The 25027-nt window shown below is 72.4% G+C and carries 25 protein-coding genes and 2 rRNA genes; 23 read left to right on the forward strand and 4 right to left on the reverse strand.

The genetic code is table 11. From position 1 onward, the window contains the following. The 13 genes from LV79_RS27740 to LV79_RS27800 all read left to right on the forward strand — a co-directional run. Positions 1–110 (forward strand): 23S ribosomal RNA (locus LV79_RS27740); the annotation flags it as partial. A 115-nt stretch (positions 111–225) separates the two neighbouring features. Beyond that, a 5S ribosomal RNA gene (gene rrf / locus LV79_RS27745) occupies positions 226–342 on the forward strand. Positions 343–2238: 1896 nt separating this feature from the next. Further along, positions 2239–3354, forward strand: a complete 1116-nt coding sequence (locus LV79_RS27750; RefSeq protein ID WP_253841234.1) for a tetratricopeptide repeat protein — start codon at positions 2239–2241, stop codon at positions 3352–3354. After that, entirely contained in the window at positions 3347–4333 is a 987-nt protein-coding gene (locus LV79_RS27755; RefSeq protein WP_253841235.1) for an HAD-IIA family hydrolase, read from the forward strand. The genes LV79_RS27750 and LV79_RS27755 overlap by 8 nt, the downstream gene beginning before the upstream one ends. Before the next feature lie 294 nt (positions 4334–4627). Next, on the forward strand, positions 4628–4939 hold the full coding sequence (locus LV79_RS27760; RefSeq protein WP_253841897.1) for a hypothetical protein: 312 nt from the start codon (positions 4628–4630) through the stop codon (positions 4937–4939). A 4-nt stretch (positions 4940–4943) separates the two neighbouring features. Beyond that, the gene (locus LV79_RS27765; protein ID WP_253841236.1) at positions 4944–5750 is read left to right on the forward strand and encodes a TlyA family RNA methyltransferase; all 807 of its coding nucleotides are present in this window, start codon (positions 4944–4946) and stop codon (positions 5748–5750) included. Further along, complete coding sequence (locus LV79_RS27770; protein ID WP_253841237.1) at positions 5747–6670, forward strand: NAD kinase; 924 nt, start codon at positions 5747–5749, stop codon at positions 6668–6670. The genes LV79_RS27765 and LV79_RS27770 overlap by 4 nt, the downstream gene beginning before the upstream one ends. Before the next feature lie 43 nt (positions 6671–6713). Next, on the forward strand, positions 6714–8519 hold the full coding sequence (recN, locus tag LV79_RS27775) for a DNA repair protein RecN (RefSeq protein WP_253841238.1): 1806 nt from the start codon (positions 6714–6716) through the stop codon (positions 8517–8519). Positions 8520–8781: 262 nt separating this feature from the next. Continuing rightward, entirely contained in the window at positions 8782–9966 is a 1185-nt protein-coding gene (gene steA, locus LV79_RS27780; RefSeq protein ID WP_253841239.1) for a putative cytokinetic ring protein SteA, read from the forward strand. Next, on the forward strand, positions 9963–10904 hold the full coding sequence (locus LV79_RS27785; protein ID WP_253841240.1) for a copper transporter: 942 nt from the start codon (positions 9963–9965) through the stop codon (positions 10902–10904). The genes steA and LV79_RS27785 overlap by 4 nt, the downstream gene beginning before the upstream one ends. Before the next feature lie 175 nt (positions 10905–11079). After that, positions 11080–11736 carry a hypothetical protein gene (locus tag LV79_RS27790; protein WP_253841241.1) on the forward strand — a complete coding sequence of 219 codons (657 nt, stop codon included), beginning with the start codon at positions 11080–11082 and terminating at the stop codon, positions 11734–11736. Positions 11737–11902: 166 nt separating this feature from the next. Further along, a complete protein-coding gene (gene pyrG / locus LV79_RS27795) occupies positions 11903–13600 on the forward strand; it encodes a CTP synthase (RefSeq protein WP_253841242.1) in 1698 nt (565 codons plus the stop codon). After that, entirely contained in the window at positions 13597–14232 is a 636-nt protein-coding gene (locus tag LV79_RS27800) for an NUDIX domain-containing protein (protein ID WP_253841243.1), read from the forward strand. The genes pyrG and LV79_RS27800 overlap by 4 nt, the downstream gene beginning before the upstream one ends. Positions 14233–14370: 138 nt before the next feature. Here the strand turns inward: LV79_RS27800 and LV79_RS27805 are convergent, their stop codons facing one another. Continuing rightward, on the reverse strand, positions 14371–14880 hold the full coding sequence (locus LV79_RS27805) for a DUF1707 domain-containing protein (RefSeq protein WP_285470383.1): 510 nt from the start codon (positions 14878–14880) through the stop codon (positions 14371–14373). 58 nt (positions 14881–14938) lie between these two features. On the opposite strand from LV79_RS27805, the gene xerD reads away from it, so the two are divergent. The 10 genes from xerD (at position 14939) to LV79_RS27855 (ending at position 22507) form a co-directional block, all read left to right on the forward strand. After that, positions 14939–15874, forward strand: coding sequence for a site-specific tyrosine recombinase XerD (gene xerD / locus LV79_RS27810; RefSeq protein WP_253841244.1), 936 nt, complete (start codon positions 14939–14941; stop codon positions 15872–15874). 94 nt (positions 15875–15968) lie between these two features. Further along, positions 15969–16292 (forward strand): ArsR/SmtB family transcription factor, encoded by a 324-nt coding sequence (locus tag LV79_RS27815; RefSeq protein WP_372495490.1) that lies wholly within the window; start codon positions 15969–15971, stop codon positions 16290–16292. A 132-nt stretch (positions 16293–16424) separates the two neighbouring features. Beyond that, positions 16425–17351 carry a ParA family protein gene (locus LV79_RS27820; RefSeq protein ID WP_253841245.1) on the forward strand — a complete coding sequence of 309 codons (927 nt, stop codon included), beginning with the start codon at positions 16425–16427 and terminating at the stop codon, positions 17349–17351. Next, positions 17285–17602 carry a hypothetical protein gene (locus tag LV79_RS27825; RefSeq protein ID WP_253841867.1) on the forward strand — a complete coding sequence of 106 codons (318 nt, stop codon included), beginning with the start codon at positions 17285–17287 and terminating at the stop codon, positions 17600–17602. Before LV79_RS27820 ends, LV79_RS27825 begins: the two co-directional genes overlap by 67 nt. Beyond that, entirely contained in the window at positions 17599–18429 is an 831-nt protein-coding gene (locus LV79_RS27830) for a segregation and condensation protein A (RefSeq protein ID WP_253841246.1), read from the forward strand. Before LV79_RS27825 ends, LV79_RS27830 begins: the two co-directional genes overlap by 4 nt. Continuing rightward, positions 18422–19285, forward strand: coding sequence for an SMC-Scp complex subunit ScpB (scpB, locus tag LV79_RS27835; protein WP_253841247.1), 864 nt, complete (start codon positions 18422–18424; stop codon positions 19283–19285). Before LV79_RS27830 ends, scpB begins: the two co-directional genes overlap by 8 nt. Continuing rightward, on the forward strand, positions 19275–20012 hold the full coding sequence (locus tag LV79_RS27840) for a pseudouridine synthase (protein WP_253841248.1): 738 nt from the start codon (positions 19275–19277) through the stop codon (positions 20010–20012). The genes scpB and LV79_RS27840 overlap by 11 nt, the downstream gene beginning before the upstream one ends. A 217-nt stretch (positions 20013–20229) precedes the next feature. After that, positions 20230–20796 (forward strand): DUF4240 domain-containing protein, encoded by a 567-nt coding sequence (locus LV79_RS27845; RefSeq protein ID WP_253841249.1) that lies wholly within the window; start codon positions 20230–20232, stop codon positions 20794–20796. 38 nt (positions 20797–20834) lie between these two features. Beyond that, the gene (locus LV79_RS27850) at positions 20835–21308 is read left to right on the forward strand and encodes a cation:proton antiporter regulatory subunit (protein ID WP_253841250.1); all 474 of its coding nucleotides are present in this window, start codon (positions 20835–20837) and stop codon (positions 21306–21308) included. A 14-nt stretch (positions 21309–21322) separates the two neighbouring features. Then, positions 21323–22507, forward strand: a complete 1185-nt coding sequence (locus LV79_RS27855) for a cation:proton antiporter (protein WP_253841251.1) — start codon at positions 21323–21325, stop codon at positions 22505–22507. A gap of 164 nt (positions 22508–22671) precedes the next feature. On the opposite strand, the gene LV79_RS27860 is transcribed toward LV79_RS27855, so the two are convergent. From LV79_RS27860 to LV79_RS27870, 3 genes are read right to left on the reverse strand one after another with little or no spacing between them, the layout of a single operon-like run. Further along, entirely contained in the window at positions 22672–23832 is a 1161-nt protein-coding gene (locus LV79_RS27860) for a DUF1015 family protein (protein WP_253841252.1), read from the reverse strand. Positions 23833–23872: 40 nt separating this feature from the next. Further along, the gene (locus LV79_RS27865; protein WP_253841253.1) at positions 23873–24289 is read right to left on the reverse strand and encodes a hypothetical protein; all 417 of its coding nucleotides are present in this window, start codon (positions 24287–24289) and stop codon (positions 23873–23875) included. A gap of 36 nt (positions 24290–24325) precedes the next feature. Beyond that, positions 24326–24949, reverse strand: a complete 624-nt coding sequence (locus tag LV79_RS27870; protein WP_253841254.1) for a class I SAM-dependent methyltransferase — start codon at positions 24947–24949, stop codon at positions 24326–24328. Between the last annotated feature and the right edge of the window lie 78 nt (positions 24950–25027).

Here is a 25027-nt window from a genome sequence, read left to right on the forward strand (position 1 = left end):
ACCTTTGAGTGGTTAAGGCTCCCAGTAGACGACTGGGTTGATAGGCTGGAGATGGAAGCCTCGTGAGGGGTGGAGTCGACCGGTACTAATAGGCCGAGGGCTTACAACAAAGAAGCTACGCATCCACTGTACGGTGTCTGAGACACCAACCACTCCACGCCTGGGGTCGACCAGTATATGTCTGGGCGCCTGGTGTGGGTCGAGGTTGTGATTGTTTCATAGTGTTTCGGCGGTCATAGCGGTGGGGAAACGCCCGGTCCCATTCCGAACCCGGAAGCTAAGCCCACCTGCGCCGATGGTACTGCACTCGTGAGGGTGTGGGAGAGTAGGACGCCGCCGGACAATCATTCCCGAAAGGGCCTGTGGTGAGGCACGTGTAACGTGCGTCAGACCACGGGCCCTTTTCGGCATGTCGGAGCAAGGTGCGGGCAGCCCCGCAAGCGGGAGGATCAGGTGTCGGAGTTCGGTCGACGCAGCGGCGGGGACCGCAGCGACAACGAGTCAGGTCGTCGGCCCGAGGCAGGCGATACCCCCCGACGCGGCGCTGACCGCGGCGACAACCGCTCTGGTTCGGACCGCGGCGGCTACAACAAGACTGGCGGGTACAAGTCCGACCGCGGTGGGTACCGCGGCTCGGACCGGGACTCGCGCCCCAGCGGCGACCGTGGCGGCTACCGCTCCTCGGACTCCGACCGGGGTTCCCAGGACCGCGGCGGCTACCGAGCCAGCGGCAGCTCCGACCGTGGTGGTTACCGCCCGGGTGGCGGCTCCACCGGCGGCGGCTACCGCTCCAACGACTCCTCGCGTGGCGGCCCCCGGTCCGACGATCGCGGCGGCTTCCGCTCGGGCGGTTCGGATCGCGGCGGCTCCCGCTTCGGTTCCGACCGTGGCGGCTACAAGTCCGACGACCGTGGCGGATCCCGCCCCAGCGGCTCCGATCGCGGTGGTTACAAGTCCGACGATCGCGGCGGCTCGCGGTCCTCGGGTGGCTACCGCTCTGACGACCGGGGCGGCTCGCGCTCCAGCGGTTCCGATCGGGGCGGTTTCCGTTCCGATGACCGTGGTGGTTCCCGCTTCGGCAGTTCTGACCGTGGCGGTTCGCGCCCGACGAGTTCCGACCGTGGTGGCTATCGGTCGGACGACCGTGGCGGCTCCAAGTTCGGCGGTTCGGATCGCGGCGGCTACAAGAAGTCCTCCGACGATCGCGGGGGCTCGAAGTTCGGTGGTTCCGACCGGGGCGGCTACAAGCCCGCTGACCGGGGTTCGCGCCCGACGGGTTCTTCCGACCGGGGCGGTTACCGCTCTGACGACCGAGGCGGCTCCAGGCCCGGTAGCTCAGATCGCGGCGGCTACCGGTCCGATGATCGTGGCGGTTCCAAGTTCGGTGGCTCGGACCGCGGTGGGTACAAGCCCGCTGACCGGGGTTCCGACCGCGGGGGTTACCGGTCGGATGACCGTGGCGGCTCGAAGTTCGGCTCTGACCGCGGTGGCTACAAGTCGGACGACCGGGGCGGATCTCGCTCGGGTGGTTCGGACCGTGGTGGCTACCGGTCCGACGACCGCGGCTCGCGGCCCGGCGGCTCCGACCGTGGCGGTTCGCGTTCCGGCGGTTCGGATCGTGGTGGTTTCCGTTCGGGTGGTTCGGATCGCGGCGGTTACAAGTCCGACGACCGTGGCAGCTCGCGTCCCACGTTCCGCTCTGATGACCGCAAGTCTGACGACCGTGGCGGCTTCCGCTCCGGTGGGTCCGACCGTGGCGGTTACAAGTCGGACGACCGGGGCGGATCCCGCCCCAGCAGCTCCGATCGCGGCGGCTACCGGTCGGACGACCGTGGTAGCTCGCGTCCCAGCTTCCGTTCGGACGATCGCAAGTCCGATGACCGTGGCGGCTCGCGTCCGACGTTCCGTTCTGATGACCGCAAGTCTGACGACCGGGGTGGCTCGAAGTTCGGCAGCTCTGACCGTGGTGGCTACAAGTCCGGCGATCGCGGTGGATCGCGCTCGGACCGTGGTGGCTACCGGTCCGATGACCGTGGCAGCTCGCGTCCGACCTTCCGTTCCGATGACCGCAAGTCTGACGACCGGGGTAGCTCGCGTCCCACCTTCCGCTCGGACGACCGCAAGTCCGGTGACCGGCCGCAGCGCTCCGACGACCGGGGTCCCCGTGACGGCGAGCGTTCGGGGTTCCGGGCGTCGGGCCGTGGGCACTTCCGGGCCGACGACGTCGAGCCGGACCTCGTGTCGACCGAGACCCCGGGTGCCGCGCCGGAGCGCGCCGACCGGCCGGTCGAGCGCCGCGAGGACAGCAGGGACACCCGCTTCGCCGAGGTGACCGGGCGCCGGGACCGGCCGCAGCGGGACTCGGGCGACCGGGACGCCGCGCCGGTCGAGTACGGGCCCGCGCTGCCCGAGGGCGCGGACTACTCCGCGCTCGACGTGGAGGCCCGGGCCGGGCTGCGCAGCCTGCCCAAGTCGCTGGCCGAGCTGGTCGGCAAGCACCTGGTCGCCGCGGGCATGCTCGTGGACGAGGACCCGGAGCGGGCCCTGGTGCACGCCAGGTTCGCGCGGGAACGCGCCGCCCGGGTCGCCGTGGTCCGCGAGGCCGCCGGCCTGACCGCCTACCACGCGGGGGAGTGGGCCGAGGCCCTCTCCGAGCTGCGGGCCGTCCGCCGGATGAGCGGCGGCAACGCCTACATCGCCGTGATGGCCGACTGCGAGCGCGCGCTCGGCAGGCCGGAGCGGGCCCTGGAACTGGCCAAGGAGGCGGGCCGCGACCTGCCCGCCGACGTCGCGGTGGAGCTGCGGATCGTCAGCGCCGGTGCCCGTCGGGACATGGGCCAGCTCGAGGCGGCTGTGGTCAGCCTGCAGGGGCCGGACCTCGAGGCCAAGCGCCGGGACCCGTGGAGCGCCCGCCTGTTCTACGCCTACGCCGACAACCTGGCCGCCGCCGGGCGCACCGAGGAGGCCATCCGCTGGTTCCTCAACGCCGCCCAGGCCGATGACGACGAGGACACCGACGCCGCCGAGCGCGCGTTCGAGCTGGGTGCCGACGAGTCCGAGATCGCCGCCGCGCTGCCGGGCGAGACCGTCGAGGTCGAGGACGAGGGCGCCGAGCTGTCCGAAGTAGACGACGAGTCCGGTGACGACGAGGCCGATAGCGCTACCGACGCCGACGACACTGTCGACGACAAGAGCGCCGACGCCGACGAGAACACCGTCAGCGACAAGGACTCCGCGGACGACGTGGACGACACGGCTGCGGACGACGACAAGACTCCTGGCAGCGACAACACCCCCGGCGATGACAAGAGCGCTGTGGGTGACAAGAGCGGTAAGGACGCCGTGGATGGCTGATCGGCTGCTCGACGCCTACGACGCCTTGTTGTTCGACCTGGACGGCACCGTGTACCGCGGTGGCCAGGTCATCGACGGGGCGGCGGAGGCCGTCGCGGCGGCCAGGGCGGAGCGCACCACGGTGCGCTTCGTCACCAACAACGCCTCGCGCTCCCCGGACCAGGTCGCCGAGCACCTGACCCGGCTCGGGGTGTCCGCGACCGCCGACGAGGTCAGCACCAGCGCCCAAGCGGCCGCGGTCGTCCTCGCCGGACGGCTGGAGCAGGGTGACCACGTCCTGGTCCTGGGGACCTCCGCGCTCGCCGCCGAGATCACCGGGGTCGGTCTGGTCCCGGTGCGTACGGCCGACGGCGCGCGGGCGGTCGTGCAGGGTCTGTCGCCGGACCTCAGCTGGAACGACCTGGCCGAGGCTTCGGTCGCCATCCGCGCGGGCGCCCTGTGGGTCGCCTGCAACGTCGACCGCACGCTTCCGACCGAGCGCGGCCTGTTGCCCGGCAACGGGTCCCTCGTCGCGGCGCTGCGGCACGCGACCGAGCAGGAACCCGAGGTGGCGGGCAAACCGGCCACCCCGTTGATGGACGAGTCGGTCCGCGCCTCAGGGGCCCGGCACCCGCTCGTCGTCGGCGACCGGCTCGACACCGACATCGAGGGCGCCGTCGCCGCGGGCCTGGACTCGCTGCTGGTGCTCACCGGCGTGTCCACCGCCGCCGACGTCATCGCCGCCGGACCCGAGGCGCGCCCCACCTACATCGCCGCCGACCTGGGCGCGATCACCGCCCCCGCCGATGACCTGGCGATCGGCCCCAAGCCGGGCTGGGACCTGCGCAGCGGACCCGACGAGATCGCCGTCACCGGCGACGGCGACCCACTCGACCTGCTCCGCGCCCTCTGCGCCGCCAGTTGGGCCTTCCCCACGCCCCCACCCATCACCGGCGACCACCCCGCGCTCGCCACCCTTGGCCTCACCGCTCCCCGCTAACGCATATCGCGCTCGCCGTCAGAGCCGCCCGGCGCTCTCAACACCCCTTGTGGACCCGGCTCCGGACCAGATGTCCACAACCCCCCGAACCATCCACAGGCCACCCGCGGACCCCTTGACACCACCCCGGTTCCGATAGGCTCGAACGTGGGACCTCAGACCCCGGGAGGGTGGGCCCCACCACGCGAGTTGATCATGGTCGGCGCGGCGTCGGGGGGTTCGTGCCGCGGGTCTGGTCGCGGGCGGTTCGCGCTCGGCGAAGCAGTACCCATCGGCTAGCGTGGAGGAGTGCAGGTGGACCTCACCCCGACCCCGGGGCCCCGGATCCCCGGGTCCCCGGTGCCCGGACCCCCGAACCCCGGACCGCCGTCGCCGGGGCTGATGAGGCCTGGACCGCCGTCGTCCGGACCGGTGGCGCAGGCCCCGATGACGCCGGGCTCGATGGCGCCGGGGCCGCCGCGGGATCCGGTCCGCGACGAGGCGATCGCCGACGCGGTCGCCGGGCTCGACGGGTTGGACGCGCTGCCGGTCGCCGAGCACGTGGAGCGGTTCGACGCGGTGCACGTCGCGCTCACCGCCGCGCTCGCCAGCATCGACAAGGTCTGACGCGGTGCCCAGGAGGGCGCGGCTGGACGCCGAACTGGTCCGCAGGGGGCTGGCCCGCTCCCGCGACCACGCCAGTGAGCTCATCGCCGCGGGGCGGGTGACCATCCGCGGCACCGTCGCCAGCAAACCGGCCACCGGCGTGGAGACCGACGCCGCCGTGGTGGTCAAGGACCTCGACGACGACCCGGGCTGGGCCTCGCGCGGCGCGCACAAGCTGCTCGGCGCGCTCGACGCGTTCGCCGTCGCGGTCGAGGGCCGCCGCTGCCTCGACGCGGGTGCCTCCACCGGGGGGTTCACCGACGTCCTGCTCCGCCGCGGCGCCACCCAGGTCGTCGCCGCCGACGTGGGGCGCGGCCAGCTGGTGTGGCGGTTGCAGAACGACGCCCGCGTCGTGATCAAGGACCGCACCAACGCCCGCGCGATCACCCCCGACGACATCGGCGGCGAGGTCGACCTGGTCGTCGCCGACCTGTCGTTCATCTCCGCGCGCCTGGTCATGCCCGCGCTCAGCGGCTGCCTGCGCCCCGGCGGCGACCTGCTGCCGATGATCAAGCCGCAGTTCGAGGTCGGCAAGGAGCGCCTCGGCACCGGTGGTGTGGTGCGCGAGCCCGAGCTGCGGGTGGAGGTCGTCTCCCGGGTGCTCGTCGCCGCCGGTGAGCTCGGCCTGCGCGTGCACGGGGTGGTCGCCAGCCCGCTGCCCGGGCCGTCGGGCAACGTCGAGTACTTCGGCTGGCTGCGCCGCGGTGAGCCGCTGGCCGAGGCCGAGGTGGCGGACCTGGTGGCGACCGCCGTGCAGGAGGGACCGCAGTGACACAGGGCACCGGGCAGATCCGCGACACCGAGCGGCCGCCGCGCGAGATCCTGCTGGTCGTGCACACCGGCAGGCCGGAGAACCGGCGGGTGGCCGAGAAGGTCGCCAGCTGCTTCGCCGCGGCCGGGGTGCGGCTGCGGGTGGTCGACGAGGAGGCCCCCGACCTGGACCCGTCCTGCTACAGCCGGGTGGTGCCGGTCGGGCCGGAGGCCGCCGTGGGCACCGAGCTGGTGTTCGTCCTCGGTGGCGACGGGACGCTGCTGCGCGCCGCCGAGATGGCCCACCCCGCCGGGGTCCCGGTGCTCGGGGTCAACCTGGGCCGGGTCGGGTTCCTGGCCGAGGCGGAGTCCGACGCGCTCGCCGAGACGATCGAGCTGGTCGTCGAGCAGGGCTACCTGGTCGAGGACCGGATGACCGTCGACGTTCGGGCGTACCTCGGTGACGAGCTGCTCGCCGACACCTGGGCGCTCAACGAGGCCAGCGTGGAGAAGAGCAGCCGCGAGCGGATCCTGGACGTGCTGGTTGACGTGGACGGCCGCCCGGTGTCCTCCTTCGGCTGCGACGGCGTGCTGTGCGCCACCCCCACCGGCTCCACCGCGTACGCCTACTCCGCGGGCGGTCCCATCCTGTGGCCGGACGTGCGGGCCATGCTGGTGGTCCCCAGCAACGCGCACGCCATGTTCGCCCGGCCGCTGGCGGTGTCGTCCAAGTCGGTCGTCGGCATCGAGATCGACCCCGACGGTCAGCCCGCTGTGCTGTGCTGCGACGGCAGGCGCACCTTCGACATCCCGCCGGGAGCCCGCATCGAGGTGCGCGGCGGTCGGCAGCCGATCCGGCTGGCCCGGTTGCGTGACGAGACGTTCACCGAGCGCTTGGTCGACAAGTTCGACCTGCCCGTGCACGGCTGGCGGACGCGGTGAACCTGTGGGCGGGCGGTTACCGCGATCACCGGGAGCCGCTAGGGTGCGCCCTGTGCTAGCCGAGATGCGCATCCAGGACCTCGGCGTGATCGACGAGGCCACGCTCGAGCTCCACCCGGGGTTCACCGTCGTGACGGGGGAGACCGGCGCGGGCAAGACGATGGTCGTGACCGGCCTGCACCTGCTCTCCGGTGGCCGGGGCGAGGCGTCGCGGGTCCGCAGCGGGAAGCCCAAGGCCGTGGTCGAGGGCCGCTTCGAGGGGCTCGAGGGCACGCCTGCGGCGGCCGTGGCCACCGAGGCGGGCGCCGAACCCGAGGACGACGGCAGCCTCATCACGCTGCGCAGCGTCAGCACCGACGGCCGCTCCCGCGCCCACGTCGGGGGCCGCTCGGTCCCGGTCGGGGTGCTGCAGGACCTGGCCGAGCAGCTGATCGCGGTGCACGGGCAGAACGACCAGCTGCGGTTGCTGCGCCCGGCCGAGCAGCGCGGGGTGATCGACCGGTTCGCCGGTGCCGAGATCGCCGACGTGCTCACCGAGTACCGGTCCGTGCGGGAGCAGTGGCTCGCGGTCACCGCCGAGCTCGACGACCGGACCCGCCGCGCCAAGGAGCTGGCCCGCGAGGCCGAGATCCTGCGGATGGGCCTGGAGGAGATCACCGCGGTCGACCCGCAGCCGGGTGAGGACACCGAGCTGGTGGACCGCGCCCGCAGGCTCGCCGACGCCGACCAGCTGCGCGAGGCCGCGACCGGCGCCAGCTACGCCGTCTCCGGTGCCGCCGACGGTGACCCGGACGCCCCCGGCGCCCTCGGGCTGATCGGCGAGGCCCAGCGCCGCGTCGCCGGGTCCGACGACCCGAGGCTGCGCGAGCTCGAACCCCGCCTCGCCGAGGCCGCCGTGCTGCTCACCGACGTGGGCGCCGAGCTGACCGCGTACCTCGACAGCCTCGACGCCGACCCGGCCGTGCTGGAGCAGGTGCTGGCCAGGCAGGCCGAGCTCAAGGCACTGACCCGCAAGTACGCCGCCGACGTCGACGGCGTGCTGACCTGGGCCCGCGACGCGGTCGACAAGCTCTCCGGGCTCGACACCTCCGAGGAGGCCCTCGGCGAACTGGCCGCGCGCAAGGCCGCCCTGGCCACCGAACTCGGCGCGCTGGCCGCCACCCTGACCCAGGCCCGCTCGGTCGCCGCCGACGCGCTGGCCAAGGCCGTCACCGACGAACTCGGCGGCCTGGCGATGACCCACTCCAGCGTGCAGATCTCCGTCCGCCCCCGGCCCGCCGAGGCGAACGACCCGCTCGCCCTGACCGTCGGCGGAGTCGACCTGCACGCGGGCGCCGACGGCGTCGACGACGTCGAACTCCTCCTGGTCGCCCACGACGGCGCCCAGCCACTCCCGGTGCACAAGGGCGCCTCCGGCGGCGAACTCTCCCGGGTCATGCTGGCCATCGAGGTCGTCCTCGCCCACACCGACCCGGTCCCGACCCTTGTCTTCGACGAGGTCGACGCGGGCGTCGGCGGCCGCGCGGCCGTGGAGATCGGCCGCAGGCTGGCCAGGCTCTCCCGCAGCCACCAGGTGATCGTCGTGACCCACCTGGCCCAAGTGGCCGCCTTCGCCGACCGCCACCTCATCGTCGACAAGGGCATCCACGGCGGCGTAACCCGCAGCGACGTCCGCACCCTCGACGACAGCGAACGCGTCGTCGAACTCGCCAGAATGCTCGCGGGCATGGACTCCACCGAAACCGGCCGCGCCCACGCCGAAGAACTCCTAGGCGTAGCCGAAGGCGAAAAACACGACTGGAAGCTCAGCGGCAAACCCCGCCCCACCCGCAAGAAGCGCCAGTCCTAGCCCTAAAGCACCCGCCACCGACGTTGGCCGACACGCGCTCCACGAAGGCGCTGGTGCCAGGCCGGCTCGATGGGGTGGACTTGTTTGTGTGGGGGGACGGCGTCTACCGTAGCGACGCGAAGGCACGAGAGCCGGACTTCCTCCAGCCCCCCGCCCACCCGCAGCGAGAGCGGCGAAGCCTACCGCCACACTTCATGCTCCGTTCAGACCAGTGCGGCGTGGCGAACGGACTAATCCCGCTCGGTTTGTCACCATCGGTCGCATGAGATTCTCGGGTTTGCTCAGCCGCTCACAGCCGCCGCGCCCCGGGATCACCGGGCCCGCCCGGGTCGACCGGCGCACCGGTGACCTGCTGCGCAGGCTCGACCCCGGCGACGTCGTCGTCCTCGACCACCTCGACCTGGACCGCGCCACCGCGGACGCCCTGCTGCGCGCGGAGGTCGCGGGCGTGGTCAACGCCTCGCCGTCGATCTCCGGGCGGTTCCCGAATCTGGGGCCGGAACTGCTGGTGAACGCGGGCATCCCGTTGATCGACGGTGTCGGCCAGGAGGCGCTGCGCACCATCAAGGAGGGCAGCAAGGTCCGGCTGCACGAGGGCGCGGTCTACGTCGGCGACCGGGAGGTGGCCAGCGGGACGCGGCAGACCGCGGAGACCATCGCCGACCAGATGATCGAGGCCAAGGCCGGGATGTCGGCGCAGCTGGAAGCGTTCTCCGCCAACACCATCGAGTTCCTCCGCCGCGAGCGCACCATGATCCTCGACGGCATCGGCGTGCCCCAGGTCCCGGTGCTGATGCGCGGCAGGCAGGTCGTCGTGGTCGCCCCCGGGCTCGACCACGTGGCCGACCTGCGCGGCCTGCGCCGCTACATCGCCGAGCACCGCCCGGTGCTCATCGGCGTCGAGTCCGGCGCGGACGCGTTGCGCGCGGCGGGCCACCGGCCGGACGTGATCGTCGGCGACCCCGACGGCTTCGCCACCGAGACACTGCGCAGCGGCGCCCGGGTCGTGGTGCCCGCCTACGTCGACGGGCACGCGCCCGGCCTTGGTCGCGTGCAGGACCTGGGCATCGAGGCGGTCACCTTCCCGGCGTCGGGCAACGCCGAGGACCTGGCGCTGCTGCTGGCCGACGCGCACGAGGCGACGCTGGTCGTCGCGGTCGGTTTCCAGGCCACGTTGCGCGAATTCCTCGACCGGGGCCGCTCCGGGTCCAACCCGTCGACCTTCCTGACCCGGCTCAAGCTCGGTGCCAAGATCGTCGACGGCAAGGCCGTTGCCACGTTGCACCGCAGCCGGGTCTCCGCGGCCGCGGTGGCCGTCATGGTCGGTGCCGCGCTGCTGGCCATCACCGCCGCCATCGCGGTGTCCGGGGTCGGCTCCGCCTACGGGGAGTGGTTCACCGACACCTGGTCCGCGGCGTTCTCCTGGGTGAAGGGGCTGTTCTCGTGATCACCTTGCGCTACCACATCACCTCCATCGCCGCGGTCTTCCTGGCCATCGCCGTCGGCGTGGTGCTGGGCTCGACGACGCTGAGCCGGTCGCTGCTCTCCGGGCTCAACACGGAGAACTCCGACCTGGGCACCCAGGTCGCCCAGCTCGAGCAGGACCGCAACGCGCTCAACGCGCGGCTGGCCGACGGCGACTCGTTCGCGGGCGCGATCGGCCCGCTCGCGGTGCGCGGCGTGCTGGACAAGCGCACCGTCGTGCTGATCACCACCGCGGACGCGCGCCCGGCCGACCGCGACGCGGTGAAGGCGCTGGTGACCGCCGGGGGTGGCAGCGTCACCAGCGAGCTGCAACTCACCGACGCGTTCGCCGACCCGGCCAAGGCCGACCAGCTCAAGGAGATCGTGATCCGGTTGCTCCCGGCGGGCGTGCAGCTGCCGACCGCGACGGACCCGGGCACGCTCGCGGGTGGGCTGCTCGGTCCGCTGCTGCTGATCAGCAAGGCGGACAACAAGGAGCAGGCCTCCCCGGAGGAGGCCGCCGCCGCGGTCGTCGGGCTCACCGAGGGCGGGTTCCTCGCCGCCGCGCCGGAGGTCAAGCCCGCGCAGCTGGCCGTGGTGCTGACCGGTGGTTCGTCCACAGGGGACGACGCGGGGGACAAGGCCGCGACGATCGCCCGGTTCGCCACCCAGGTGGACCGCTCCGGCGCGGGCGCGGTGCTGGCCGGGGGAGCGGGCTCGGCCGAGGGTTCCGGTGCCATCGGCGTGGTCAGGGCCGACACCGCGGCGACCTCGATCGTGTCCACAGTGGACAATGTGGACACGCCTGCGGGCCGGGTGGTCGTGGTGCTGGCGCTGGCCGAGCAGGTGGCCGAGCGGGCGGGCCGCTACGGCAGCGCGGGCAACGCCCAGGCCGCCGCGCCCGGCGCCCCCTCCGAGTAAAGCCGTCGCCCGGGCGGGTGACGTCGTCGCGCGCGGTCATGAGCATCCCTCACCAACGAGCGAATGGGGCTCCCGGACGGGTAAGGATCATGATCAGCTGGTCATTTTCCGACCGTCGAAACCGATGACGCCCGTGGTGGAAGTCCGTTCCGCCACGGGAGGTCAAGGAGCAATGATGGGGCACATCACCAAGGCGCGGCTCGCGTTCACCGCGGCAGCCGCGTTCACCGCGTTGATCGCGACCGGCACCCCGGCGCTGGCCGTCGCCGCGCCGGGCACGGCGCACATCGGGTCGGCCACGCTGGTCCGGCTGGGCGTCCCCACGACCCTGCAGCCCATCGCCCAGTGCTCGGTCACGGGCCAGGCCACGGGGTCCTCCGGCGTCGTCAGCGCCGCCGGGGTGAAGTTCGGTGGTGGCACCTCGTCGTGCACCACCAGAGTCGTCGACGCCGACGAGGGCCTGACCGAGACCAAGTCCGAGGCCACCGGCTCGAACTTCGAGCTGTCCGCGCTGGTGCTGCTCGGCGGCCCGCGCATCAAGATCAGCACCTGGAAGGTCAGCTGCGTCGGCGACAACGAGGGCTCCACCGCGGGCTGGTCCTTCGGCGGGCTCACCGGTCTGACCGCGCTGCCCAACCCGCTGCCGACCAACTACGTGCGCGAGCTCAAGGGCGCGCTCAACGAGACCCTGGCGACGATCACCTTCAAGGAGGTGACCACGCCGTCGGACGGCAGCATCACGCTGAACGTGGCGCACATCCGGTTCCAGCCGCCGTCGGGCATCTCCGGCGACGTCCTGATCGGCGCGACGACCTGCTCGCCGACCCCCTGACCCGATCCGCGGCCCCGCCACCGCCCCCGGGCGACACGGCGGGGCCGCGCGCTGTGCGGACCTGCGCGCGGCTGGTGTTAGCATGAAACCCCGTGGACCGGCGCGGTCATTGAGCCGCGGCCAGCGCGACACCGCCACCGCGATCTAGACCACGGGAGCCCTCTTGGTGCAGCACGCTCGGACGACCAAGCACGTCTTCGTCACCGGAGGCGTCGCCTCCTCGCTCGGCAAGGGCCTCACCGCCTCCAGCCTCGGTCAACTGCTGACCGCGCGGGGCCTGCGGGTGACGATGCAGAAGCTCGACCCCTACCTCAACGTGGACCCGGGGACGATGAACCCGTTCCAGCACGGTGAGGTGTTCGTCACCGAGGACGGCGCCGAGACCGACCTGGACATCGGCCACTACGAGCGGTTCCTCGACCGCGACCTGGCGGGCACCGCCAACGTGACCACCGGCCAGGTGTACTCGGCGGTCATCGCCAAGGAGCGGCGCGGCGAGTACCTCGGTGACACCGTGCAGGTCATCCCGCACATCACCGACGAGATCAAGGCCAGGATCCGGGCGATGGCCGAGCCAGACGAGCAGGACCGGGCGCCGGACGTGGTGATCACCGAGGTCGGTGGCACGGTCGGCGACATCGAGTCGCTGCCGTTCCTGGAGGCCTGCCGCCAGGTCCGCCACGACGTGGGCCGCGACAACGTGTTCTTCCTGCACGTGTCGCTGGTGCCCTACCTGGCGCCCTCCGGTGAGCTCAAGACCAAGCCGACGCAGCACTCCGTCGCCGCGCTGCGCAACATCGGCATCCAGCCGGACGCGATCGTCTGCCGCGCCGACCGGGAGATCCCGGCCGGGCTCAAGCGCAAGATCGCGCTCATGTGCGATGTGGACACCGACGCGGTCGTGGCCGCGCCGGACGCCCCGTCCATCTACGACATCCCGCGGGTGCTGCACGGCGAGGGCCTCGACGCCTACGTGGTGCGCCGCCTCGGGCTGCCCTTCCGCGACGTCGACTGGACGGTGTGGGGCAACCTGCTCGACCGGGTGCACAAGCCGACCGAGACGGTGCGGATCGCGTTGGTGGGCAAGTACGTCGACCTGCCCGACGCGTACCTGTCGGTGACCGAGGCGTTGCGCGCCGGGGGGTTCGCGCACCGCGCCAAGGTCGAGGTCGTGTGGGTCCCGTCGGACGCCTGCGAGACGCCCGCCGGTGCCGCGGCCGCGCTGTCCGGGGTGGACGGTGTACTGGTGCCCGGCGGGTTCGGGGTGCGCGGCATCGAGGGCAAGGTCGGCGCCATCACCCACGCCCGCACGCACCGCGTGCCGATCCTGGGGCTGTGCCTCGGCCTGCAGTGCATGGTGATCGAGACCGCGCGCAACCTGGCCGGGATCGCGGGCGCCAACTCCGCGGAGTTCGCCGACGACACGACCGAGCCGGTGATCAGCACCATGGCCGACCAGCAGGACGTCGTGTCCGGCGAGCGGGACATGGGCGGCACCATGCGGTTGGGGTCGTACCCGGCGGCGCTGGCGGCCGGGTCGGTGGTGGCGGGTGTCTACGGTGAGCGCGAGATCACCGAGCGGCACCGGCACCGCTACGAGGTCAACAACGCCTACCGCGAGCGGCTCACCCAGGCCGGGGTGCTGTTCTCCGGCACCTCGCCGGACGGGCGGCTGGTGGAGTTCGTCGAACTGCCCGCCGAGACGCACCCGTTCTTCGTCGGCACCCAGGCGCACCCGGAGCTCAAGAGCCGCCCGACCCGCCCGCACCCGCTGTTCGCCGGGTTCGTCGGCGCCGCGCTGACCTACCTGCGCGCCGAGCGGCTCCCGGTCGACCTGGACGAGCCGGTGGCGGTGGACGCGTGAGCGCGGGCGAGCCCGAGGCCGGGACGCACGTGTTCGACGTGGTGTCCACACGCGACATCCACGTCGGCCGGATCCTGGCGCTGCGCCTGGACGAGGTCGCCATGCCGGGCGGGACGACCGCCAACCGCGAGGTCGTCGAGCACCTCGGCGCGGTCGCCGTGGTGGCGGTGGACGACGACGGCGCGGTGGCGCTGATCCACCAGTACCGGCACCCGGTCGGCGCCCGGTTGTGGGAACTGCCCGCCGGGTTGATCGACCACGCCGACGAGGACCCGCTGGAGGCGGCCCGCCGGGAACTGGTCGAGGAGGTCGGACTCGCCGCCGCGACCTGGTCGGTGCTGGTCGACATCGCGGTCTCGCCTGGTTTCACCGACGAGGTCGTGCGCGTCTACCTGGCGACCGGCTTGTCCACCGTGGACCGCGTGCTCCTCGGCGAGGAGGAAGCCGACCTGGTCATCGCCCGGGTCCCCCTCCCCGAAGCCGTCCGCCGCGTCCTGGCCGGAGAGATCACCAACGCCGCGGCGGTGGCCGGACTGCTGGCGGCCCAGGCCGTCACCACCGGCGTCGTCGAGGCCCGCCCGGCGGACGCCCCCTGGTCAGGCAGACCAACCGCCTTCGAACGCCGGACCTAGAGCCGATCACGGACGGCGGGGGTCAGTCGCACAAGCGACGACCCCCGCCGCCGTTCGGTATTTCACAGGTCCGAACGCCGGGCCTAGAGCCGATCGCGGCCGGTGTGCGAACGCCGGAGCAAGTGCGGGGTGTGGACCTCAGTCGCGCAGGCGGCGGCCTTCGCCGTCGCGGCCGCCGTTGGCGAGCAGGATGATGCCGTCGACGATGCACCAGATCCAGAGGCCGCCGCAGGTCAGCAGTTGCAGGACGGCGATGGCGTAGTGGCCGGTGTAGAAGCGGCCCGCGCCGAAGGGGAGCAGGATCTGCAGGAGGCCCGCGACGGTCTTGGACCTGTCCGACATCACCTCGTCGTACGGGGAGACGCGGCCGTACATCGGGTTCGGCGGCGGGTAGTACGGCAGCGCCGGTGGTGGGGTCGGGGCGGCCCAGGTCGGTGGCACGAGGAACGGCGGGTGCGGTGCGGGCAGGTCGGTGAACAGGGCCCGCAGGTCGGCCCGGGTCACCGCTTCCGCGGCCGCGCCGACGCGCTGTTCGTACTCGGCGATGGGCAGCCTGCCCTGGGCGAAGTGCTCCCCGAGTGCGCGCATGGAGTCCTCGCGCTCGGTGGTGCCCACGCGCACGGCGTCGGGGCCATCGGGGACGGTCACACCGAACACGATACGTGATCACCATCGCCCGTTCGGCTGGTCCGGCTAGGCTCGCGCCATGGATCGGGGCGGCGGGGGCACGGTGGTGTCCGCGCTGCGCACCTACCTCGACCACCTCGCCGTCGAGCGCGGGACCGCCACCAACACCCTCGACGGGTACACCCGGGACCTCAACCGCTACCTCGACCACCTCGCCGGGCACGGCGTCCGGGACCTGGTGGACGTGGGGGAGCGGCACGTCACGTCCTTCCTGGTGCTGCTGCGCGAGGGCGACGCCGACCACCCGCCGCTGGCCGCCTCCTCGGCGGCACGGGCCGTGGTCGCGGTGCGCGGGCTGCACCGGTTCGCGGTCCGGGAAGGACTCGTCGAGCACGACGTCGCCCGCGCCGTGAAACCGCCGACCCCGCCGCGACGGCTCCCCAAAGCGCTGCCGGTGGACGACGTGCTGCGGTTGCTCGAAGCGCCCTCCGGGGACACCCCCGGCGAACTGCGGGACCGCGCGCTCCTGGAAGTCCTCTACTCCACCGGCGCCCGCATCTCCGAGGTCGTCGGCCTCGACCGCGACGACATCGACGCCACCGAGCGCACGGTCCTGCTCGACGGCAAGGGCGGCAAGCAGCGGCTGGTCCCAATCGGACGACCCGCGCTGGAGGCGCTCGACGCGTACTTCGTGCGCGCGCGCCCCGGGTTCGCCGCCGCCGGGCGCGGTACCGCCGCGGTGTTCCTCAACCGCCGGGGTGGGCGGCTGTCGCGGCAGAGCGCGTGGAACGTGCTCAAGGCCGCCGCCGAGCACGCCGGGATCGCCGTCCCGGTGTCCCCGCACACCCTGCGGCACTGCTTCGCCACCCACCTGCTCGAGGGCGGCGCCGACGTCCGGGTGGTGCAGGAGCTGCTCGGGCACGCCTCGGTGACCACGACGCAGATCTACACGCTGGTCACCGTGACCACCCTGCGTGAGGTCTACGCCACGGCGCACCCGAGGGCGATCGGCTAGTCGGGAGCACCGCGTGCGCGGTTGAGGTGAAAACTCCCGAAGTCAACCTGTTTTCGATGATCCTTCCCCTACTCTGTTCCGCCGGAGGTGCGCGATGGGCGCGATGGGCGAGGTGGACGAACCGGGGATGGAGCGGCTGACCCTGCCGGAGGTGCTGCACGCGCTCAGCGACCCGACCAGGCTGGCCGTGGTGACCCAGCTCTCGGACGCGGGTGAGCTGTCGTGCGGGCACCTGGAGGTCTCGGTGGCCAAGTCGACGCTGTCGCAGCACCTGCGGGTGCTGCGCGAGGCGGGGGTGACCCACACCCGCCGCGACGGCAACCAGCGCTGGCTCTCGCTGCGCCGCGACGAGCTGGACCGCCGGTTCCCCGGGCTGCTGGAGTCGGTGCTCGGCGCCGTCGTGCGGGCCGAGGGCTGAGGGAACCAGCCGGTGCGGCTTGACAACCGGCTCGACAGGTGCGACCCGCACCGGCGAGCCGCGTTGGTGGCTGACCGGCACCCCCTTACGCTGCGCGTGAGAGCAACGCAGGCGACAAGGAGCTAGATCGCCATGTCGACACTTCCGCACGGGGGTGCCGTGGAGCTGAGTATCGCGCCGCGCGCAGCCTCCGACGCTGACGACGACGGCCCGGAGGAGGTGAGCGGTACCGGGATCGGCCCGACCGGTCGGCCGAGGCGGCACATCCCCGAACCGGCGCTGCTCGACCACCACGGTCCGGCGCGCGTGCTGGCCATGTGCAACCAGAAGGGCGGCGTCGGCAAGACGACGTCGACGATAAACCTGGGTGCCGCGCTGACCGAGTTCGGCCGCCGCGTGCTGCTGGTGGACTTCGACCCGCAGGGCGCGCTGTCGGTCGGCCTGGGCATCCCCGCCCACCAGCTCGACCGCACCATCTACAACGTGCTCATCGAGCGCTCGGTCGGCATCGAGGACGTCGTGCTGCGCACCGGCGTCGAGAACATGGACCTGCTGCCCAGCAACATCGACCTGTCCGCCGCCGAGGTGCAGCTGGTCTCCGAGGTCGGCCGCGAGCACTCGCTGCTGCGCACCATCCGGCCGGTGCTCGACTCCTACGACTACATCCTGGTCGACTGCCAGCCCTCGCTCGGCCTGCTCACCGTCAACGCGCTGGCCGCCGCCGACGGCGTGCTCATCCCGCTGGAGTGCGAGTTCTTCAGCCTGCGCGGGGTGGCGCTGCTCATCGACACCATCGAGAAGGTGCGCGAGCGGCTCAACCCGAAGCTGGAGATCACCGGCATCCTGGCCACCATGTTCGACCCGCGCACGCTGCACTCGCGCGAGGTGATGGCCCGCGTCGTGGAGGCGTTCAAGGACACCGTGTTCGACACCGTCATCAACCGCACCGTGCGGTTCCCGGAGACGACCGTGGCCGGTGAGCCGATCACCACCTGGGCGCCGCGCTCGGCGGGGGCCAAGGCCTACCGCCAGCTCGCCCGCGAGGTGATCGCCCGGTGACCAACCCGCTCGACCCGGTCCCCCGCGGCACCCCGCGCCAGAAGCACAGCTCGAAGATCACCGTCTACGTCTCCGACGAGGAGCTGCTCGCCCTCGAGCAGGCCAGGCTGACCCTGCGCGCCGGGTTCGGCGTCGCCGTCGACCGGGGCCGGGTGGTGCGCGAGGCGGTCGCCACCGCGCTGGCCGACCTCGCCGAGAACGGCGCGGACTCGGTGCTGGTGCGCAAGCTGCGCCAGGACGGCGGCCAGTGACCGAGGAGGAACCCGCGGTCGCGGTGAGCGGTCGGTTCACCGTGCGGCTGTCGAACTTCGAGGGCCCGTTCGACCTGCTGCTGCAGCTGATCTCCCAGCACCAGATGGACGTCACCGAGGTGGCGCTGCACCGGGTCACCGACGACTTCATCGCCCACATCCGCTCGCTCGGCGACGACTGGAGCCTGGACGAGACCACCGAGTTCCTGGTCGTCGCCGCCACCCTGCTCGACCTCAAGGCCGCCCGGCTGCTGCCCGCCGGTGACGTCGAGGACGAGGAGGACCTGGCGCTGCTGGAGGCCCGCGACCTGCTCTTCGCCCGGCTGCTGCAGTACCGGGCCTACAAGCAGGTCGCCGCGCTGTTCAGCGAGCTGGAGGCCGGGGCGCTGCGCCGCTACCCGAGGTCGGTGGCGCTGGAGGACCGCTTCCAGGAGCTGCTGCCGGAGGTCATGATCGGCGTCGACCCGCAGCGCTTCGCCGCCATCGCGGTCGCGGTGTTCCGGCCCAAGCCGCCGCCGGTGGTCTCGCTCGACCACCTGCACATGGGGCGGGTGTCGGTCCGCGAGACCGCGGCGCTGCTGCGGGTCCGGCTGGCGGAACTGGGCAAGGCGAGCTTCGCCGAGCTGGTCGCCGACTGCGAGCACACCATCGAGGTGGTGGCCCGGTTCCTGGCGCTGCTGGAGCTCTACCGCGAGGCGACCGTGCTCTTCGAACAGGTCGACCCGCTGGGGGAACTGCACGTGGAGTGGACCGGTGGGCCGCTGACCGAGGCTGAGGCCGGGGTCGAGGCGGCGCCGGTGGGCACCGAGGACGAGGACTATGGCTGACGACCTGGCTGACGACAACTTGGCTGGCACTGACCTGGGCACGACCGCTCCCGACCCGGCGGCCGACGGGGCACCTGGTGACGTGACCCGTGACGGCGATGACGCGGCTCCGGGTGCTGAGCCGCTCGACGGTGATGTGGAGCCGTTGGGGGGTGGCGCGGGCGCGGTGGACGACGGCGTCGACGCGGCCGGGACCGACGCCGCCGGTGTGACCGTGGACTCAGCCGACGGCGCCGCTGTGGTCGCCGCCGAGGCCGCCGCCGAGCCGGACACCGACGACCTGGTGCAGACCGGGACCGGGTTCCCCGACCTCACCGAGGACGCCGACCTCGACGCCGCGCTGGAGGCCGTGCTGCTCGTCGTCGACTCGCCCGCAGAGACGGAACTGCTGGCCACAGCGACCGACCAGCCCGTCCGGCGGGTGCGGGAGGCACTGCGGCGGATCGCGGCCCGCTACACCGAGCAGGGCAGCGGGATCGACCTGCGCCGGGTCGGGGAGGGGTGGCGGCTGTTCACCCGCGACCGGTTCGCGCCGGTCGTGGAGAAGCTGTTGCTCGACGGGCAACGGGCCAAGCTCACCAGGGCCGCTTTGGAGACACTGGCCGTCATCGCCTACCGTCAGCCAGTGACCCGGTCCCGGGTCGCCGCGGTGCGCGGGGTGAACGTCGACGGCGTCATCCGCACCCTGGTGGTGCGCGGGCTGATCGAGGAGACCGGGACCGATCCCGAGACCGGTGGGATCCTGTACCGCACGACCGAGTTGTTCCTGGAGCGGTTGGGGCTGTCCTCGCTGGAGGACCTGCCCCCGATCGCCCCGTTGCTGCCAGAAGTGGATGCGATCGACGATGTCAACTAGCCCCCAGGGCATCCGGCTCCAGAAGGTCCTCTCCAGCGCCGGTATCGCCTCCCGCCGCGCCGCCGAGGACCTCATCGACCAGGGGCGGGTCAGCGTCGACGGCGAGATCGTGCGCGAGCAGGGCAAGCGCGTGGACCCCGACGCCGTGGTCATCCACGTCGACGGCGTGCGCGTCGTGGTCCGCGAGGACCGCGTCTACCTCGCCCTGAACAAGCCGAGCGGTGTGCACAGCACCATGGAGGACGACCGCCGCCGCCCGTGCGTCGGCGACTACATCCGCGACCGCGCCGACCGCCTCTTCCACGTCGGCAGGCTCGACGCCGACACCGAGGGCCTGCTGCTGTTCACCAACGACGGCGACCTCGCGCACCGCCTCATGCACCCGTCGTTCCAGGTCCTCAAGACCTACCTCGCCGAGGTCCACGGCCCCGTCGCCCGCGACGTCGGCAGGCGCCTGCGCGACGGCGTCACCCTCGACGACGGCCCCGCCCGCGCCGACTCCTTCCGCCTGGTCGACAGCTACGCGGGCAAGGCCCTCGTCGAGGTCGTCCTGCACGAGGGCCGCAAGCACATCGTCCGCCGCATGCTCGAGGAGGTCGGCCACCCCGTCCTCAAACTCGTCCGCACCCAGATCGCCGACGTCCGCCTCGGCAACCAGCGCCCCGGCTCCATGCGCGCCCTCAACCGCACCGAGGTAGGCGCCCTCTACACCGCCGTGGACATGTAGGTCTCCTGCACTGGTCCACGGCCCGCCTTGCGTTTGGTTCACCTCGCGCTTGGCCCACGCCGTGTTCGGCAGGTTCCACGGTCGTGACCAGAGTTCGATGCGCTCGGCCCGCACCGTGTTCCGCGCGCGAGCGCTCGGGGCGTGCTGTGGTCGGGTGGTGACGGACGGTGTGGGAACGGTGTCGGGGTGTCGGTGGGGCACGGCATGATCTCCGGGTATGACCGACGAGGCGTTCTGGCAGTTGATCGGGCGGGCGGTGGAGCAGCCTGGGGACCGGGATGAGCGCGCGGAGTGGGTGACCGAGGAGTTGACGCGGTTGCCGGTGGCCGGGGTGGTGGAGTTCGCGCGGCGGTTGGCTGTGGTGTGCGGGGCGGCGGACACGTGGACGATGTGGGCCGCGGCTCGGGTGGTGGCGGACGGGTGTTCTGCTGAGGGGTTCCGGTCGTTCCAGCTGTGGTTGTTGACGTTGGGGCGGGTGGTGTTCGAGCGGGCGGTGGTGGACCCGGACAGCCTGGCCGAGGTGGCGCAGGTGCGGGCGTTGGCGGCCAGGCCGATGCGGGAGTGGTCCGATCAGGACTGGCCGGAGTGGGAGAGCCTGGACTTCGCCGCGCACGAGGCGCACCAGGAGGTGACCGGCGAGGAGTTCGGGCTGGAGCGGCTCGGGTTGGCCGTCGCGGCGTCGCGGCCGGGGGCCGATGCGTGGGACATCGCCGACGAGGACGAGGTGGCGGTGCGGCTGCCGCGACTGTCCGCGCTGTTCGCCGACCGGCACGCGACCGCCTGAGGGAACGAAACGGGCAGCGGACTTGTTACCGTGGTGTGGTGAACGTCGAGGTGACCCCGCTGCCGGGGATCGGAACCCGCCATGACTTCGTGTCCAGGACCGGGCGCCGGATCGGTGTGATCACGCACCGGGACGGCCACTTCGACCTGGTCGTGTCCCGCCACGACGACCCGGACTCCTGCGTGGCCTCCATCCCGCTGACCGTGGAGGAGTCCGCCGCGCTGGCGAACCTGCTCGGCGCGCCGAACCTGGTCGCCCAGCTGCGCGACCAGGCGCCCGGGGTGAGCACCCGGCAGCTGCCGATCGCGCCGAACTCGCCGTACGACGGCCGCACCCTCGGGGACACCGCGCTGCGCACCAGGACCGCCGTGTCGGTGGTCGCGGTGGTGCGCGCGGGCACCGTGCACCCGTCGCCGCAGCCCGACTTCGCGCTCGGCGGTGGTGACTTGTTAGTCACGGTCGGCACGGCGGATGGCCTGGCCAAGGCCACCGAAGTCCTCGAACGCGGCTGAGCGGGGCAAGGCACTTGCACGATTCCTCCATCTCGTTGATCGAGCTGGGCGCTGTCTTCTTCGGGCTGGGTGTGCTCGGACGGCTGGCCTGGCGCATCGGTGTGTCCCCGATCCCGCTCTACCTCATCGGCGGCCTGGCCTTCGGCGCGGGCGGGTTGGTGCCTTTAGAAGGCATCGAGGGGTTCACCGAGATCTCCAGCGAGATCGGCGTGGTGCTGCTGTTGCTGCTGCTCGGCCTGGAGTACTCGGCCGCGGAGCTGGTGACGGGGCTGAAGCGGTCGTGGGTGGCCGGTCTCGTGGACATCGCGCTCAACGCGCTGCCCGGCGCCGCGGTCGCGCTGTGGCTCGGGTGGGGCCCGGTCGGCGCGCTGGCGATGGCCGGGGTCACCTACATCTCGTCGTCGGGCATCGTGGCGAAGGTGCTCAACGACCTGGGTCGGCTGGGCAACCGGGAGACCCCGGTCGTGCTGTCGATCCTGGTCTTCGAGGACCTGGCGATGGCCGTCTACCTGCCGATCCTGACCGCGCTGCTGGCGGGCGCGACGCTGCTCGGCGGGCTCACCGCGGTCGGCGTCGCCTTGGTCGCGGTCACCGTCGTCCTCGTGGTCGCGCTGCGCTTCGGCCGCTACGTCTCGGTGCTCGTGGACAGTCCCGAGCCCGAGGTGTTCCTGTTGCGAGTGCTGGGTGCGGCGTTGCTCGTCGCCGGGCTCGCGTCGCAACTGCAGGTGTCCGCCGCCGTCGGTGCGTTCCTGTTGGGCATCGCCATCTCGGGGTCGACCGCGGAGAACGCCACCAAGCTGCTCGAACCGCTGCGCGACCTGTTCGCCGCGATGTTCTTCGTGGTGTTCGGCCTCAACACCGACCCGCGCAGCATCCCGCCGGTGCTGGGCTTCGCGGTGGCGCTGGCCGTGGTGACCACGGCGACCAAGATCGGCACCGGCTGGTTCGCCGCGAGCAGGCAGGGCATCGCCACCCTGGGCAAGGCGCGGGCGGGCGCCGCGCTGGTGGCCAGGGGCGAGTTCTCCATCGTCATCGCCGGGCTGGCGGTCAGCGCGGGCGCCGTCGACAGCCAACTCGCGGCCCTGGCCACCGCCTACGTGCTGCTGATGGCCATCCTCGGCCCCGTCGCCGCGCGCGTCGTCGAGCCGGTCACCCGGCTGTTCCTGCCCAAGCCCAAGCCCAAGCCCGCCGCGGCCTAGGCGCTGTCCTGCAAGTCCGGCACGCGCTATCCGCGCCCGCGCGGCCCCTGGCCGCACGGCCGGAAAACCCGAGTACAACCCGGTACGGGCGGCTTCCCGTCCGCGCACCCAGGAACCACGCGGATCACGAATCCCACCCACCGGACTTACAGGACAGCGCCTAGTCACCGGTCCAGGTCCGCCAGGAGCAGCCCGCTGCGCGGCTTCGGTGTGAAGTAGGTGCTCTTGCGCGGCATCCGCCCACCGGCGGCGTGCACGGCGAGCACCTGTGCGAGCGGAACCGGCGCCAATCGCAACACAGCGTCCACTTCGACATCGGGCGCGCGACCGTCGGGCAGCGGTCGCACGTGGGTCCCCTCCGGATCAAGCCGCAGCGCGTCGTGCAACAGCAGCGTCTCGACCTGCGCGTGGTCGATGGCGGTCGACGGCGGCAACTCCACGCACAGGGTCCGGCCGTGCGTCTCGACGACCACCGATCCCGGGTGCTCCGGCGGGGTCGCGGCTGGCACCTCGCGCACGTCGAGACCGACCGCGCGCCAAGCGGTGGCCAGGGAGTCGGCGTCGTGCCCGGTGCCGGTGATGACCCGGTGGTAGCCGCCGATGCGCAGCCCAGGACCGGCGGTGACGAGCGCCAGCAACCCGCCCAGGTCCGCGGCGGCGGCCGCGGCGACCCGGTGGTTGCCGTCGGCGACCATCAACGGCCGCGCCGCGATCACCGCCAGCACGGCGTCCTGGACCGGGCCGGGACCGAGCAGCCACACCCGGTGCCTGCGCCCCGCGCTGTCCACTGTGGAGATCGCGGGCGCCCCGGCCGCCGCGATGGCCTGGTCGACGGTGTCGGTGAGCACCTGCCCGTCGACGACCGGGATCAGCAGCGCGGCACTGGTGGCGCACCCGAGTCCGGTGAGGACGGCGGCGCGCTCGGCCACGACCTCCGGGTAGACCTGTTCGCTGTGGCGGACCCACGACACGCCGTCCGCGCCCACCGCCGCCGGGTCGACCAGGCAGAGCACCCCGGTGGCCGACCCGTCCGGACCGTCCACCCGGTAGGGCGCGATCACGTCGGCCACCGGCCGGTACGCGGTGCGGGTCAGCTCCCGCAGGGTCCGGCGCGCGTCAGCGAGGACGTCGAGCAGGTCCCGGTTCGCGGCCAGCGCGGCGGGCGTGCGGTGCGGGTGCTGCACGGCCAGCAGCGATCCCCGGGTCCCCGGCCGCGCCAGGGCCGCCACCACCCGGTCGGCGTCCGCGAACTCGTCGACGTCCGGCCCGGGCACCTCGCCGCGGACCACCCACCCCCGCCTGATCGGGCGGACCCATTCGGTCATGCCCGCTATCGTGCCCCACGGTTGATCAGCTCCGCCAAGGTCACGCCGCCTGGACCAGGATGTAGACCACGGTCGCACCACCCTCGGTGACGAACCGGACAGAACGCCGCACGTCGGTGTCCTGCGGGGACACCCCGGTCGCGGGATCCGGGTGCCAATCCGCGTCGGCGTCACTGGCTGGGTTGCGGAACGCCCCTTGCACGGCCGTGGGCTCGCCCAACCCGTTGTCCCGCCGGAACCGCTCCTCCGACCCAACCCGCACCCGGGCGGAGAGGTGCCACTCCTGGAAGTACGAGTACCACCCCGCCACCAACTCATCGCCCGCCGCGAACCCCAGATCCGACACCTTGGCAACCTCATCCAACGACACCGCACGCGGCGGATCACCCAGCGTCACCCGCTCACCGGCCCCACACCCGGCCACCAGCACCACGACGACCACCCACCACATCCGCATACCCGGTGGGACACCCCCACACGGTGGTCGGTTCCCTCACCCACCTCGGAAGACGGGCTTACTCCCCACAACCCCGTGCACAAGCGGCCCGAACCGGATCACCTCGACCTCGCCGAAGCCCGCGTCCGCTAGAGCCATCGCGACCGTGCTGATGTTGTTCGCCGCCAAGCCAACCGCGCCCGGTCCGCGCCCCAGGTAACCCAGGTTCGGGCGCAACTCGACGATGAGGACCTTGCCGCCGGGACGCAACGTAGTGAAGGCCCGCTTGAGGATCTCCGGGCGGTGGGCGCTGGGGAAGTCGTAGTAGGCGAGGCACGAGACCACCGCGTCGACGGAGCCCGCTGGCGCCTGGTACTCCTCGGCGGCAGCGACGACGAACCTGCAGTTCGCCCCCGCCTGGCTCGCCGCGTGCCGAACCATGGCGGGGGAGGTGTCGACCCCGACCGCGTGGCCGCCCGGCCCGCACACCTCACCGGCGAGCGCGGTCAGGATTCCCGGGCCGCACCCCAGGTCGAGAACCGCGTGCCCGGGCCGCACTCCGGCGACATCCAGCATCGACCGGTAGCAGCGTCGGCGGCGACCGAGGAACACCGCCGCGGAGAAGAATCGGTACACCTCCGGATAGGCGTAGGGGTCCACTACCCACCGCTTCACGACCACGCGCTGATCTCCGTTGCCCTCGGGTGCTCCCGCGCCGATGGTAAGATCATTCCCGCTGGCGACCACTGGTCCTGGAGG

The sequence above is a fragment of the Actinokineospora globicatena genome (assembly GCF_024171945.1).
In the GTDB taxonomy this organism is placed as follows: domain Bacteria; phylum Actinomycetota; class Actinomycetes; order Mycobacteriales; family Pseudonocardiaceae; genus Actinokineospora; species Actinokineospora globicatena.

Coding starts and splice junctions, on each gene's coding strand:
- LV79_RS27755 (WP_253841235.1), top strand. CDS start 3,347: ATGGCTGATCGGCTGCTCGACGCCTACGACGCCTTGTTGTTCGACCTG.
- steA (WP_253841239.1), top strand. CDS start 8,782: ATGAGATTCTCGGGTTTGCTCAGCCGCTCACAGCCGCCGCGCCCCGGG.
- LV79_RS27790 (WP_253841241.1), top strand. CDS start 11,080: ATGGGGCACATCACCAAGGCGCGGCTCGCGTTCACCGCGGCAGCCGCG.
- xerD (WP_253841244.1), top strand. CDS start 14,939: ATGGATCGGGGCGGCGGGGGCACGGTGGTGTCCGCGCTGCGCACCTAC.
- LV79_RS27815 (WP_372495490.1), top strand. CDS start 15,969: ATGGGCGCGATGGGCGAGGTGGACGAACCGGGGATGGAGCGGCTGACC.
- LV79_RS27820 (WP_253841245.1), top strand. CDS start 16,425: ATGTCGACACTTCCGCACGGGGGTGCCGTGGAGCTGAGTATCGCGCCG.
- scpB (WP_253841247.1), top strand. CDS start 18,422: ATGGCTGACGACCTGGCTGACGACAACTTGGCTGGCACTGACCTGGGC.
- LV79_RS27840 (WP_253841248.1), top strand. CDS start 19,275: ATGTCAACTAGCCCCCAGGGCATCCGGCTCCAGAAGGTCCTCTCCAGC.
- LV79_RS27845 (WP_253841249.1), top strand. CDS start 20,230: ATGACCGACGAGGCGTTCTGGCAGTTGATCGGGCGGGCGGTGGAGCAG.
- LV79_RS27860 (WP_253841252.1), bottom strand. CDS start 23,832: ATGACCGAATGGGTCCGCCCGATCAGGCGGGGGTGGGTGGTCCGCGGC.
- LV79_RS27865 (WP_253841253.1), bottom strand. CDS start 24,289: ATGCGGATGTGGTGGGTGGTCGTCGTGGTGCTGGTGGCCGGGTGTGGG.